Origin of the sequence: Pseudomonas sp. NPDC086278, assembly GCF_050280905.1 — a bacterium.
Lineage (GTDB): Bacteria > Pseudomonadota > Gammaproteobacteria > Pseudomonadales > Pseudomonadaceae > Aquipseudomonas.
The window spans coordinates 1-12215 of sequence record NZ_JBNNWE010000136.1 but is presented as its reverse complement, the minus strand read 5'-3'; the positions used below and the strand labels follow the sequence as shown (position 1 = coordinate 12215).

Here is a 12215-nt window from a genome sequence, read left to right as displayed (position 1 = left end):
CTGGACAAGGGTTGCGAGGCTGAAGCCCAAGGCGCTTATCGCTTGATTCGCGGACATAATTTTTTCGATTACCTGCTGCGCCGCAACCCTAAAGGTCCAGCAGACCGTCCGTAAAGGAATCTTCCTCGGCGGAGTCCGCATGCCCTAAAGCTCCAGGCAGCAGCCGTGTAACCGCATCGATCAGGACCATCGCCGGCAGCTCGCCGCCAGACAGTACATAGTCGCCAATCGACCACTCTTCATCGACATGAGCTTCAATAAAACGCTCGTCAATGCCTTCATAGCGACCGGCAATCAGGATCAATGCATCCAGATTCGCCAACTCGCGCACCGCCGACTGAGTCAGTTGACGGCCTTGGGGGGACAGGTAAATCACCTTCGCCGCCTCCCCGGCTGCTGCCTTGGCCTGAACCAGAGCATCTTCCAGGGGCTTGATCTTCATCACCATGCCCGGGCCACCGCCAAATGGGCGATCGTCCACAGTGTGATGTCGATCCGTCGTGTAGTCTCGCGGATTCCAACAGGTGAGCTGCAACAGCCCCTGTTTCACCGCACGACTGGTGATGCCGTACTCGCTGATGGCGGAAAACATCTCGGGAAACAAACTGATCACTTCTACGCGCAAGTTAGCCACGCTTAGAAGTCCGCATCCCATTCCACCTTCATCTCGCCTGCGGCAAGGTCGACGGCCAACACGCATTGCTCCGTATAGGGCAACAGGCGTTCGCGATCATCCAGGCTGCCAGCGCAAGGCTTGACCACCATTACATCATTGGCGCCGGTTTCCAGAAGATGATCGATCTTCCCGAGCAATTGCCCGAGTTGGTCAATGACCTTCAGACCTTCCAGCTGGTACCAGTAGTACTCGCCGTCGGTCAATTCAGGGAACAGGTTGCGCGGCACACAGATCTCGTAACCGGCCAGAAGACGAGCTTCTTCACGATCATCAAGACCCTTGAGCTTTGCGACCAGGAACTTGTCGTTCCCTCGTCCGCTGACCAGCTCAACCTGTTTTACGCTGCCTTCGCGCTTGAGCGTCCAGGTTTTGTACTGCAACAGGTTTTCAGTCGGATCAGTAAAGGAATACACCTTCACTTCGCCGCGAACGCCATGAACAGAGTAGATCTTGCCGATAACGATCAAATCATCAGCAACAGCAGGCGTCGCGTTCATATTGCTCAGGCCGCAGCCTTAGCCGAGTCCTTCAACAACTGAGCAACACGCTCAGAAGGTTGTGCACCAACGCTCAGCCAGTAGGCTACGCGCTCTTGGTTCACGGACAGACGGATTTCCTGACCACGAGCAACAGGGTTGAAGAAACCAACCTGTTCCTTGTGCGAACCGTCGCGCGGGTTGCGGCTGTCGGTTACGGTCAAGTGGTAAAACGGGCGCTTTTTGGAGCCGCCAAGGGCAAGACGGATTGTTAGCATGTGAACATCGTTCCTGTAGTCGGTGCTGCAAATCTAAAGGCACAGCGGGCATAGGTGCCCGAAAGGCCGCATATTCTAAGGAATATCCGGACTTTTGCAAATGTCTTTTTCCGACGGCCTTCCGGTCGTCATCCAGATTTGCTATAGAGCCGTCGTTGAAAACGGCCAGTCAGCTCCCGCCAAGTGCGGGTTTGCTGGAGTTCCCACATTGCTGCGGGTCTGCGCCGACATGACTGACGGCGCGGAATCTTTACATCTTGGGCATGCCGCCGCCGGGCAACATACCGCCCATGCCGCGCATCATTTTGGCCATTCCGCCTTTCGCGGAGAATTTCTTCATCATCTTCTGCATCTGCTTGTGCTGCTTGATCAAGCGACCGATGTCCTGCACCTGGGTGCCGGAACCCATGGCGATCCGGCGTTTGCGCGAACCGCTGATCAGCTCAGGGTCGCGGCGCTCGGCCGGGGTCATGGAATTGATGATGGCTTCCATCTGCTTGAACTGTTTCTCTGCCGCGCCCTGGGCGTTGCCCATTTGCGCCAGGTTGACACCGCCGATGTTCGGCAGTTTGTCCATCAGGCCGCCGAGGCCGCCCATGTTCTTCATCTGTTGCAGCTGATCGCGGAAGTCTTCGAGGTCGAAGCCCTTGCCCTTCTTCAACTTTTTAGCAAGCTTGTCGGCTTTGTCCTTGTCGAGCGTCGCTTCGGCCTGTTCGATCAGGCTGAGCACGTCGCCCATGCCGAGGATGCGCGAGGCGATACGCTCGGGGTGGAACGGTTCGAGCGCTTCGCTCTTCTCGCCCATGCCGATGAACTTGATCGGCTTGCCGGTGATGGCACGCACCGACAGCGCGGCACCGCCACGGGCGTCGCCGTCGACCTTGGTCAGGATCACACCGGTCAGCGGCAATGCATCGCCGAAGGCCTTGGCCGTGTTGGCGGCGTCCTGGCCGGTCATGGCGTCAACCACGAACAGGGTTTCGACCGGGTTGATCGCGGCGTGCAACGCCTTGATCTCGCCCATCATCTCTTCGTCGATGTGCAAGCGACCGGCGGTATCGACGATGACCACGTCGATGAATTTCAGTTTTGCTTCTTTAATAGCCGCTTGCGCGATGTCGACCGGCTTCTGGCTCAGGTCGGACGGGAAGAAGGTGACACCGATTTCACCGGCCAGCATTTCCAGCTGCTTGATCGCCGCCGGACGGTAAACGTCCGCAGACACGACCATCACCGACTTCTTCTTGCGCTCTTTAAGGAAGCGCGCCAGCTTGCCGGCGGTGGTGGTTTTACCCGCGCCCTGCAAACCGGCCATCAATACGACGGCGGGCGGAACGGCGCTCAGGTTCAGGTCTTCGTTGGCCGCGCCCATCAGGCTTTCGAGTTCGGCCTGGACGATCTTCACAAAGGCCTGGCCCGGCGTCAGGCTGCGCGACACCTCGGTGCCGACGGCGCGTTCCTTGACCGAATTGACGAAGTCCTTGACCACTGGCAAGGCCACGTCGGCCTCCAGCAACGCCATGCGCACTTCACGCAGGGTGTCTTTGATGTTGTCTTCGGTCAGCTTGGCCTTGCCGGTGACATGGCGCAGCGTCTGCGAGAGACGGTCGGTTAAGTTTTCAAACATTGCGCGATCCTTTCAGGCCCTGTGTAGACCGGGATAATGGCGGCCCAGACCGGAATAAACATGTGCTCGGCGAGCCTGCGGCGTGGGCAGGTCGCGGATTATAGCGAAGACTGCGTCTGGCGGACACCTCGCACTTTCGTGCCGCGTGGGTTCTATGCCAAACTCAGCGCCTTTCGGGCTTGCCTAACAGGATTTATGCTCCCCTTGTCACCCAGTTTGCTTACCACCCTCGCCGCCGCCTGCTTATATGCCGCTGCGACTTTCTATCAGGGCACTCGCCTGGCCTCCGGCGCCAAGGCGAACAAGCGCCTGCTGGTCACGCTCGGCGTGCTGGCCGTGCTGGCTCACAGCGCCAGCCTGCTGACTCACCTGCTGACGCCGATTGGCCTGGGCCTGGATTTCTTCAGTGCTGCCAGCCTGATTGCGGCGGCCGTGATCGCACTGACCCTGATCGCCTGCTCGCGAATTCCGGTGGAGAACCTGCTGATATTGCTGTTCCCGCTCGGCGCTGCGACGGTGCTGCTCGCGCAGTTCGCCCCGGCCGGTACGGTGCAGATCATCGATGAAGAGCCGGGCATCCTCGCCCACATCCTGCTGTCGATCCTCGCCTACGGCATGTTTACCATCGCGGTCTTCCAGGCTTTATTGCTGTTGGTTCAGGACCATCAGCTCAAGCACAAGCACCCGTCCGGGCTGATCAAGAATTTCCCGCCGCTGCAAACCATGGAAAGCCTGCTGTTCGGTTTCCTCTGGGCCGGCTGGACCCTGTTGTCGCTGTCGCTGATTTCCGGCTGGCTGTTCGTCGACAACCTGTTTGCCCAACACCTGGTGCACAAAACCTTGCTGGCATGCCTGGCATGGGTCGTTTTCAGCGTCTTGCTCTGGGGCCGCAACCGCCTCGGCTGGCGCGGGCACAAGGCCATTCGCTGGACCCTCGCCGGTTTCTGCCTGCTGATGCTGGCGTACTTCGGCAGCAAACTGGTCCGTGAATACATTCTGCACATCTGACGGGCGGCATTAATGGACGAATTGCCCATAGGGCCGATGCTCGCGGTGCTGGCCCTGCTGATTATCTGGGCGGGGCTGTTTACCGCCATTGAAGTCGCACAACAGCATTTGCTGGCTCAACGGACTGCCTCGCGCAAGAGCGACAAACCGGTGGCGAAGCTGAGCTTCCCGCTGCACAGCCTGATCCTTTGCAATACCTTGTGCCGCGCCTTGGCGGTGGTGATCAGCACCCTGCTGGCGATTTTCACCTGGGCGCAAAACGGCCCATGGATGGCCTGCCTCGGCGCTGGCGCCCTGTTGCTGGTGTTTGCCGACTATCTGCCGCGCACTTTGGCCGTCCGCTACCCGGACGCGGTTCTGGCGCTGGGCAACACGCTGCTCGGCGCGCCCCTTAAAATCATCTACCCCGTAGCCTGGCTGTTGCACTCGATCAGCCAGTTACTGATGCGGCCGTTCGCCCGCAAAGTCAAAGTGGTGCAGCAAAGCGAAGACGAGATGCCGACGGAGCGTCATGACGATCACGATCACTCGATCTGTCGTCCGCACCCGCTGTCGGGCATCCACGCGCTGGACAACATCACGGTCAACGACATTCTGGTGCCGCGCAGTGAAGTCGACGGGATCAACCTCGACGACTCGATCGAAGAGATTCTCGAGCAATTGCGCGCCAACCGCCGCACACGCCTGCCGGTGTTCCACAGCGACATCAATCAGGTCGAGGCCGTGCTCAACACCCGGCAGATTCGCCATTTGCTGCCCGATGGCAGCCTGACCCGCGAAGCGCTGCTGGCCGCCAGTTACGACCCGTACTTTGTGCCGGAAAGCACGCCGCTGCAGCTGCAACTGTTGAATTTCCACAAGCAACAGCGCCGCCTGGGCATGGTGGTCGACGAGTACGGCGAAGTGCTGGGTATCGTCACCCTCGAAGACATTCTGGAAGAGATCGTCGGCGAGTTCGAAAGCCAGCACAGCCTGGACAATCCGCACATCCACCCGCAGGCCGATGGCCGACTGGTCATTGACGGTGCAGCGTCTATTCGTGAATTGAACAAGAGCCTCGGCTGGCATTTGCCGGCCGATGGTCCGAAAACCCTGAACGGTTTGGTCACCGAGGCGCTGGAGACCATTCCGGACAGCGCGGTGTGCCTGAAGATCGGACGCTATCGGCTGGAGATTCTGGAGACCGAGGACAATCGCGTTACGCGTGTGCTGATCTGGCATACCGCCGCCGTTCCGGCCCTCTCGAAAATCTGACGCGTCTTTATGTTCAAGGCGCAAAACCTGTGGGAGCGGCGGTGCGACGATTCGATTTGCTCGCGAAGGCGATTTCATGTTCAGCAGGAATGTTGACTGATCGTCAGCCTTCGCGAGCAAGCCCGCTCCCACAGGGATCGCACGTAGGCACAAAACAACTCTCCAGCCTCAACCCCTTGTTCGATTGTTAGCCACCTTCCTATAATCGAGCCGCTTACCCAAGCCCCGCCGCACCCTCAGTGCTACCCGCACGCCGCGTCAAACCCACATCCCTGGGTGTTCAACCATAATAATTCGCTCCACTGGGGCACATGACTGTCAGGGATAACCGCATGACGACCAGCACGACCTACAACGAAACCACGCCCGCACAACCGACAAACTCCGCCACACGCGTGGCCACCGCGAGTTTCATCGGCACCGCCATCGAGTTTTACGACTTCTACGTCTACGCCACTGCCGCCGCGCTGGTGATCGGCCCGGTGTTCTTTCCGCAGACCTCCGGCACCGCACAGATGCTGTCGGCATTTCTCACTTTTGGTATCGCCTTCCTCGCGCGACCGCTGGGCTCGGCGCTGTTCGGCCACTTTGGCGATCGTATCGGGCGCAAATCGACACTGGTTGCCTCCTTGCTGTTGATGGGCGTCTGCACCACGCTGATCGGCGTATTGCCGGGTTACGACAGCATCGGGGCCTGGGCGCCGATCCTGTTGTGTGTGCTGCGTTTTGGCCAAGGCCTGGGCTTGGGCGGCGAATGGGGCGGCGCGGCGTTGCTCGCCACGGAGAATGCGCCCAAAGGCAAACGCGGCTGGTTCGGCATGTTCCCGCAACTCGGCCCGTCGATTGGTTTTCTGGCGGCGAACGGTTTGTTTCTGACGCTGGCGATGACCCTGAACGACGAACAATTCCGCTCGTGGGGCTGGCGGATTCCATTCCTGCTTAGCGCCGTACTGGTGATGGTCGGCTTGTATGTGCGATTGAAACTGCACGAAACACCGGTGTTCGCCAACGCCATGGCGCGCCAGGAACGGGTGAAGATCCCGCTGGTCGAGCTGTTCAGCCAATACTGGGCACCGATGCTGCTGGGCGCGGGTTCGATGGTGGTGTGCTATGCGCTGTTTTACATCTCGACGGTGTTTTCGCTGAGTTACGGCGTGTCGACGCTGGGCTACACCCGCGAAACCTTTCTCGCCCTGCTGTGCTTCGCGGTGCTGTTCATGGCGGCGGCGACGCCGCTGTCGGCCTGGGCCAGCGACCGTTACGGGCGCAAACCGGTGCTGATCATCGGTGGTGTGCTGGCGATTCTGTCCGGCTTCCTGATGGAACCGCTGCTGACCCAAGGCTCGACCTGGGGCGTGGCGCTGTTCCTGTGCATCGAGCTGTTTCTGATGGGCGTGACGTTTGCACCGATGGGCGCGCTGCTGCCGGAGTTGTTTCCAACCCACGTGCGCTACACCGGTGCGTCGGCAGCGTACAACCTGGGCGGAATCGTCGGGGCCTCGGCGGCACCGTTCTTCGCCCAGAAGTTGGTGGCGATGGGCGGTTTGAGTTATGTCGGCGGGTATGTGTCGGGGGCGGCGGTGCTGAGCTTGATTGCGGTGCTGTGCCTGAAGGAGACGCGGCATAACGACTTGAATCGGGTGGCCTGAAGCAAAAGCAAAAGCAAAAGCTTCGCGAGCAAGCCCGCTCCCACATTGGATCTGTGTCGTTCACAAAACCAATGTGGGAGCGGGCTTGCTCGCGAAGGCCGCGCCTCGGTTACAGCTCTACAACAACAGCCTGAGCAGCGCGGGTTGCTTTGGCACGCGCCGCTTCAATCGACTCATCCCGCGCCAACGCCACGCCCATCCGGCGCTGACCATTCACTTCAGGCTTGCCGAACAGACGCAACGCCGTGTCCGGCTCGCTCAGCGCAGCGCCCAAGTTGGCGAAAGCGGTCTGGGTCGACTGCCCTTCCACCAGAATCACCGCCGACGCCGAGGGCCCGAACTGGCGAATCAGCGGAATCGGCAGCCCCAGAATGGCGCGAGCGTGCAGCGCGAACTGCGACAGGTCCTGGGAAATCAGGGTCACCAGACCGGTGTCATGCGGGCGCGGCGAAACTTCGCTGAACCACACCTGATCGCCTTTGATGAACAACTCGACACCAAACAGGCCACGGCCGCCCAAGGCTTCGGTGACCGCTTTGGCGACGCGCTCGGATTCAGCCAGGGCAATCGGGCTCATGGCTTGTGGCTGCCAGGATTCCTGGTAATCGCCCTTCTCCTGACGGTGACCGACCGGCGCGCAGAAGGTGGTGCCGCCGACGTGACGCACGGTCAGCAGAGTGATTTCGTAGTCGAAGTCGATGAAGCCTTCGACGATCACCCGACCTTTACCGGCGCGACCGCCTTCTTGCGCGTAATCCCACGCGGTTTTCACGTCAGCGGCGCTGCGCAGCAGGCTTTGGCCTTTACCCGACGAACTCATCACCGGTTTGACCACGCACGGGAAGCCGAGGTCTTCGACGGCTTTGCTGTAGTCCTCGAAGGTGTCGGCGAAGTGGTACGGCGAGGTCGGCAGGTCCAGCTCTTCGGCGGCCAGACGACGGATGCCTTCGCGGTTCATGGTCAGTTGTGCGGCGCGTGCGGTCGGGATCACGGTGAAGCCTTCGGCTTCCAGTTCGACCAGGGTGGCCGTGGCGATGGCTTCGATTTCCGGCACGATGAAGTGCGGCTTCTCGGCTTCGATCACGGCACGCAACGCGGCGCCGTCGAGCATGTTGATCACGTGGCTGCGATGCGCGACTTGCATGGCCGGCGCATTGGCGTAACGGTCAACGGCAATCACTTCAACGCCCAGGCGTTGCAGCTCGATCACCACTTCCTTGCCCAACTCGCCACAGCCACACAGTAATACGCGGGTCGCGGTTGGCGACAATGGAGTTCCGATACGGGTCATCTGAAGGTCCTCAAAGAAGCGGATCAACGAGGGACGCAGCCAAAGGCGCACTTCCCATGGGGAGAAAGCGCGGCATTTTACATGAACTGCCGGGTTTGGCTTCAGCTGGCGACGGCCTGTTTGCGCAAGCGCCACGCCATGATCAGCCACACGGCGGTAACACCGGCGAACTTCGAGCCCATGGCGGTGAGGATCACGGCCGGGGTGAAGGCGTCGATCATGCCGAAGAAGATGAAGGTATCGAGGGGAATGCTCAGGGCCGAACTTATCCACAGGCGATCGTGCAACGGGCGCTTGGTGACGCTGAACACCAGCCAGTCAATGCACTCGGACACGGCGAAGGCCGTGGCGCTGGCCAGGGCAATCGACGGATCGGACGTTACGTAAGACAGCACCAGTGCCGCCAGCATTGCGACGATGGCGCCATGGCCGAAGCGGGTTTGCACCATGTCGCGCAGCACGAACACCAACCCGCCCCAGCACGACCAGATGATGTCCAGGTGCGGAGCGGTGGAAAAAGCGTAGTTGATCAGCACGACGCTGCCGATGTAGGTGATCAGGAAGAGCATGGGGCTTGGGGATACCTGTCGATTTGGTGGGCAGGGTACTTCAGAGAACCGTATGGGCCAAGGGAGGTGGTGACAGTGATGGCCTTTCGCGAGCAAGCCCGCTCCCACAGGTTCAGCGCAATTCCTGTGGGAGCGGGCTTGCTCGCGAAGGCCGCACCTCAATTATCCGATTTGGCCCCGATCATCCAGAGCAACCCGCTCGATTTGGCCCGCTCATGACACAACCCCAACACCTCACGGCGCTCGGCGTTGTCCATCCGGCTCCAGCCCGTAATCTCTGCCACCGTGCGCTGACACCCGGTGCAGATATCATCCTCGTCCAGCGCACAAATGTTCACGCAGGGCGATAGCACCGGCCGTTCGGTGGCGGTCATTCTTCTTGCTCGACCAGATCGCGGGCATAACGCTGTGAGTTATGCACATAGTGCGCAGCGCTGGCTTCGAGCATTTTCTTTTGCGGTTCGGTCAGCTCGCGCACCACTTTGCCCGGCGAGCCCATCACCAATGAACCGTCCGGAATCTCCTTGCCTTCGCCGATCAGCGAATTGGCGCCGATGATGCAGTTCTTGCCGATTTTCGCGCCGTTGAGAATCACCGCATTAATCCCGATCAGGCTGTAATCGCCCACGGTGCAGCCATGCAACATCGCGTTGTGGCCGATGGTCACGCCGGTGCCGATGGTCAGCGGGTAGCCCATGTCGGTGTGCATCACGGTGCCGTCCTGGACGTTGCTGTTCTTGCCGATCAGGATCAGTTCGTTGTCGCCGCGCAGCACGGCGTTGAACCAGACGTTGGCGCCCTCTTCCAGCTTGACCTTGCCCACCAGCACGGCATTGGGTGCGACCCAGCTCTGTGGATGGGTGTCGACCCGGGCGTCGCCCAAGCGGTATTTCATCTTGTTTTCCTCAGGGCTCACGATAACGGGCCATTCGAGCGATGGCTTCAGATGTTGATAAAGCTTTTGGGTGGGCGATGCAGGCTGATGTCGGCATCGTAGAGCAGGTTGATCAGCTCGACGATCATGATCGCTGTCAGGCCCCAGATCTTGTATTCGCCGTAACGATAACTGGGCACATACCAACTGCGGCCCTGGTAGTCGATACGGTGGGTGTGTTCGCGCGGGTCTTTGCGGAAGAACTCCAGCGGCACGCTGAAGACGGCGGCAATCTCGGCGTCGTTGGCCCGGTATTCGACGTAGTCAGGGATGACGCCAACATACGGCGTGACCTTGATGCCATGCAGGGAGATCAGCGGGCTCAGCGGGCCGATCACTTCGACCAGTCCCGGCGGCAGGCCGATTTCTTCTTCGGCCTCACGCAGGGCGGTGAAAATCAGGTCCGGGTCTTCCGGGTCGCGTCGACCGCCGGGGAAAGCGACTTCGCCGCCATGGGTCGAAAGCCCGCTGGCGCGCAGGGTCAGAACCAGTTCCGGTTCGTCACTGCGGGTGATCGGCACCAGTACCGCGGCTTCGGGGAAACGTTTGTCGGTTTCCAGCGTTTTCGGCGTGTGGTTGCTTACCCGGTGAAGTAGCTCGTCCAGCATGAGTCTTCTCGATTTATTCGCTACCTCGCATCATGCACCAATCACATCGGCCGCCCAACCCCCGAACTGACCTGTGTCGCGAAACGACAACTTGCCGACAGACACCGCCGCACGCCAAGATAGGCGCAGCCTTCAGGAACCCAAGCATGAAATTTTGCAGTCAGTGCGGCAACCCGGTCACCCAACGCATTCCCGAAGGCGATTCGCGCCTGCGGTATGTCTGCGACAGCTGTCAGGCGATTCACTATCAGAACCCCAATATCGTCGCCGGCTGCGTGGCGACCTGGGGCTCGAAAGTGTTGCTGTGCCGCCGCGCCATCGAGCCACGCCTGGGTTACTGGACCCTGCCCGCCGGTTTCATGGAAAACGGCGAGACCATCGAGCAGGCGGCGGTTCGCGAAACGGCCGAAGAAGCCTGCGCGCGGGTGCGCAACCTGAGCATCTATACGCTGATCGACGTGCCGCACATCAGCCAGGTGCATGTTTTTTTCCGCGCAGAGCTGGCGGACCTGGATTTTTCCGCTGGTCCCGAGAGCCTGGAAGTCGCACTTTTCGAAGAAGCCGACATCCCTTGGTCCGACCTGGCTTTCCGCACGGTGGGCCGTACCCTAGAATGCTTCTTCGCTGACCGGCAGACCGAGTCCTACCCCGTGAGGTCCGAGTCGATCCCACCGCTGGCCCAGCCTGCCATCACTTAAGCGTTCAATTAACAAGAAAACACCTATAACGACTAAATAGTCGCGACACCTCTAGGGATATCGTTTCAATGCGCTGGTTGCTTGCCGTGTTTTGCTTGTCGTTCGCCGTTGTTTCCCAAGCGTCCACCGTGGTCACGCTGGATGGCAAACCCATCGAAAAAGTGCTGGTCCTCAAGTCCGCCCATCAACTGCAATTGATCGCCGACGGCAAACCGCTGCGCACCTACCGCATATCACTGGGCAAACAACCCAAGGGCACGAAGTTGATGGAGGGCGACAAACGCACGCCCGAGGGCTTCTATTGGCTGGACTGGCGCAAGGTCAGCGACCGCTACAACCTGGCCATGCACATCTCCTACCCTAACGTCACTGACGCCGCGCGCTCACGCCGCGAAGGCGTCGACCCTGGCGGCATGATCATGATCCACGGGACGCCCGACACCTACGACTACCCGGAAAACCTGTTCCACACCCTGGACTGGACCGACGGCTGCATCGCCATGCGCAACATGGACATGCGGGAAGTCTGGGGCCTGGTGCCGGACGGCACGATGATCGAAATCCGCCCATAAACGCTGCACCGTGGCGAGGGGGCTTGCCCCCGTTGCGCTGCGAAGCAGTGCCAAAACCCCGCAACCCTGTTGCAACTGGCACACCGCGCGTGCTGATTTACGACTGCTGCGCAGCCGAACGGGGGCAAGCCCCCTCACCACAGTGGAGCGCGTCGCCTGTTTGTTTCGTGTTCCGACAAGGCACCAAGTTTGAGCGGGGCGAACGGGGGCAAGCCCCCTCACCACAGTGGAGCGCGTTGCCCGGTTGTTTCGTGTTCCGACAAGGCACCGAGTTTGAGCGGGGCGCTGGAGGCGTTGGTCAATCGCAGAGAGATGAGCGCCAACGTCTAGAGCGTGTGCGCCTGGCCTGCCGTCTTCGCGAGCAAGCCCGCTCCCACAATGGTTCGATGTACGGCGATCCACTGTGGGAGCAACTGTCTTAACCCTGCCATTCGTCACCGCCATTCGGTGCCGTCGCGCAGCATGGCATTCAGCCGGATCAACAGTATCCGCATGCAGGCGATCAGTGCGACTTTCGCGCTCTTGCCTCGCTCCCGAAGTCCTTCATATCGGGCCTTAAAGTCAGCTTGGTAACG

General features: G+C 60.3%; 13 protein-coding genes and 3 pseudogenes. 6 read left to right on the top strand and 10 right to left on the bottom strand.

The window, feature by feature from the left end; all coding sequences use genetic code 11:
• Positions 1-96: pseudogene (locus tag ACQKP4_RS26920) on the top strand (alpha/beta hydrolase); the annotation flags it as partial.
• On the opposite strand, the pseudogene trmD reads toward ACQKP4_RS26920, so the two are convergent.
• From trmD to ffh, 4 genes and pseudogenes are all read right to left on the bottom strand, one after another.
• Positions 95-655 (bottom strand): annotated as a pseudogene (trmD, locus tag ACQKP4_RS26915) (tRNA (guanosine(37)-N1)-methyltransferase TrmD); the annotation flags it as partial. The pseudogenes ACQKP4_RS26920 and trmD sit on opposite strands and share 2 nt — an antisense overlap.
• Positions 637-1173, bottom strand: a complete 537-nt coding sequence (rimM, locus tag ACQKP4_RS26910) for a ribosome maturation factor RimM (RefSeq protein WP_010565276.1) — start codon at positions 1171-1173, stop codon at positions 637-639. The pseudogene trmD and the gene rimM, both read right to left, overlap by 19 nt.
• Positions 1174-1178: 5 nt before the next feature.
• Entirely contained in the window at positions 1179-1430 is a 252-nt protein-coding gene (gene rpsP, locus ACQKP4_RS26905; RefSeq protein ID WP_322220798.1) for a 30S ribosomal protein S16, read from the bottom strand.
• A gap of 250 nt (positions 1431-1680) precedes the next feature.
• The gene (gene ffh / locus ACQKP4_RS26900; RefSeq protein WP_427637007.1) at positions 1681-3057 is read right to left on the bottom strand and encodes a signal recognition particle protein; all 1377 of its coding nucleotides are present in this window, start codon (positions 3055-3057) and stop codon (positions 1681-1683) included.
• Between the two features lie 195 nt (positions 3058-3252).
• On the opposite strand from ffh, the gene ACQKP4_RS26895 reads away from it, so the two are divergent.
• The 3 genes from ACQKP4_RS26895 (at position 3253) to ACQKP4_RS26885 (ending at position 6968) form a co-directional block, all read left to right on the top strand.
• The gene (locus tag ACQKP4_RS26895; protein WP_427637006.1) at positions 3253-4065 is read left to right on the top strand and encodes a cytochrome C assembly family protein; all 813 of its coding nucleotides are present in this window, start codon (positions 3253-3255) and stop codon (positions 4063-4065) included.
• Positions 4066-4077: 12 nt separating this feature from the next.
• Entirely contained in the window at positions 4078-5319 is a 1242-nt protein-coding gene (locus ACQKP4_RS26890; RefSeq protein ID WP_427637004.1) for a transporter associated domain-containing protein, read from the top strand.
• A gap of 332 nt (positions 5320-5651) precedes the next feature.
• A complete protein-coding gene (locus ACQKP4_RS26885; protein WP_427637001.1) occupies positions 5652-6968 on the top strand; it encodes an MFS transporter in 1317 nt (438 codons plus the stop codon).
• A 109-nt stretch (positions 6969-7077) separates the two neighbouring features.
• Here the strand turns inward: ACQKP4_RS26885 and purT are convergent, their stop codons facing one another.
• The 5 genes from purT to ACQKP4_RS26860 form a co-directional block, all read right to left on the bottom strand.
• Complete coding sequence (purT, locus tag ACQKP4_RS26880; protein ID WP_427636999.1) at positions 7078-8259, bottom strand: formate-dependent phosphoribosylglycinamide formyltransferase; 1182 nt, start codon at positions 8257-8259, stop codon at positions 7078-7080.
• Between the two features lie 101 nt (positions 8260-8360).
• A complete protein-coding gene (locus ACQKP4_RS26875) occupies positions 8361-8828 on the bottom strand; it encodes a preQ0 transporter (RefSeq protein ID WP_427636998.1) in 468 nt (155 codons plus the stop codon).
• A gap of 158 nt (positions 8829-8986) precedes the next feature.
• A complete protein-coding gene (locus ACQKP4_RS26870) occupies positions 8987-9202 on the bottom strand; it encodes a DUF1289 domain-containing protein (RefSeq protein ID WP_427636996.1) in 216 nt (71 codons plus the stop codon).
• Complete coding sequence (locus tag ACQKP4_RS26865) at positions 9199-9723, bottom strand: gamma carbonic anhydrase family protein (protein WP_003221962.1); 525 nt, start codon at positions 9721-9723, stop codon at positions 9199-9201. The genes ACQKP4_RS26870 and ACQKP4_RS26865 overlap by 4 nt, the downstream gene beginning before the upstream one ends.
• A gap of 47 nt (positions 9724-9770) precedes the next feature.
• Positions 9771-10370, bottom strand: a complete 600-nt coding sequence (locus ACQKP4_RS26860; RefSeq protein WP_427636994.1) for a CoA pyrophosphatase — start codon at positions 10368-10370, stop codon at positions 9771-9773.
• A gap of 146 nt (positions 10371-10516) precedes the next feature.
• Between ACQKP4_RS26860 and ACQKP4_RS26855 the strand changes: the two genes are divergently transcribed.
• The gene (locus tag ACQKP4_RS26855) at positions 10517-11068 is read left to right on the top strand and encodes an NUDIX hydrolase (RefSeq protein ID WP_427636993.1); all 552 of its coding nucleotides are present in this window, start codon (positions 10517-10519) and stop codon (positions 11066-11068) included.
• Between the two features lie 68 nt (positions 11069-11136).
• Positions 11137-11640 carry a L,D-transpeptidase family protein gene (locus tag ACQKP4_RS26850; RefSeq protein ID WP_427636992.1) on the top strand — a complete coding sequence of 168 codons (504 nt, stop codon included), beginning with the start codon at positions 11137-11139 and terminating at the stop codon, positions 11638-11640.
• Between the two features lie 434 nt (positions 11641-12074).
• On the opposite strand, the pseudogene ACQKP4_RS26845 reads toward ACQKP4_RS26850, so the two are convergent.
• Positions 12075-12215: pseudogene (locus tag ACQKP4_RS26845) on the bottom strand (IS110 family transposase); the annotation flags it as partial.

Coding starts and splice junctions, on each gene's coding strand:
- rimM (WP_010565276.1), bottom strand. CDS start 1,173: ATGAACGCGACGCCTGCTGTTGCTGATGATTTGATCGTTATCGGCAAG.
- rpsP (WP_322220798.1), bottom strand. CDS start 1,430: ATGCTAACAATCCGTCTTGCCCTTGGCGGCTCCAAAAAGCGCCCGTTT.
- ffh (WP_427637007.1), bottom strand. CDS start 3,057: ATGTTTGAAAACTTAACCGACCGTCTCTCGCAGACGCTGCGCCATGTC.
- ACQKP4_RS26895 (WP_427637006.1), top strand. CDS start 3,253: ATGCTCCCCTTGTCACCCAGTTTGCTTACCACCCTCGCCGCCGCCTGC.
- ACQKP4_RS26890 (WP_427637004.1), top strand. CDS start 4,078: ATGGACGAATTGCCCATAGGGCCGATGCTCGCGGTGCTGGCCCTGCTG.
- ACQKP4_RS26885 (WP_427637001.1), top strand. CDS start 5,652: ATGACGACCAGCACGACCTACAACGAAACCACGCCCGCACAACCGACA.
- purT (WP_427636999.1), bottom strand. CDS start 8,259: ATGACCCGTATCGGAACTCCATTGTCGCCAACCGCGACCCGCGTATTA.
- ACQKP4_RS26875 (WP_427636998.1), bottom strand. CDS start 8,828: ATGCTCTTCCTGATCACCTACATCGGCAGCGTCGTGCTGATCAACTAC.
- ACQKP4_RS26870 (WP_427636996.1), bottom strand. CDS start 9,202: ATGACCGCCACCGAACGGCCGGTGCTATCGCCCTGCGTGAACATTTGT.
- ACQKP4_RS26865 (WP_003221962.1), bottom strand. CDS start 9,723: ATGAAATACCGCTTGGGCGACGCCCGGGTCGACACCCATCCACAGAGC.
- ACQKP4_RS26860 (WP_427636994.1), bottom strand. CDS start 10,370: ATGCTGGACGAGCTACTTCACCGGGTAAGCAACCACACGCCGAAAACG.
- ACQKP4_RS26855 (WP_427636993.1), top strand. CDS start 10,517: ATGAAATTTTGCAGTCAGTGCGGCAACCCGGTCACCCAACGCATTCCC.
- ACQKP4_RS26850 (WP_427636992.1), top strand. CDS start 11,137: ATGCGCTGGTTGCTTGCCGTGTTTTGCTTGTCGTTCGCCGTTGTTTCC.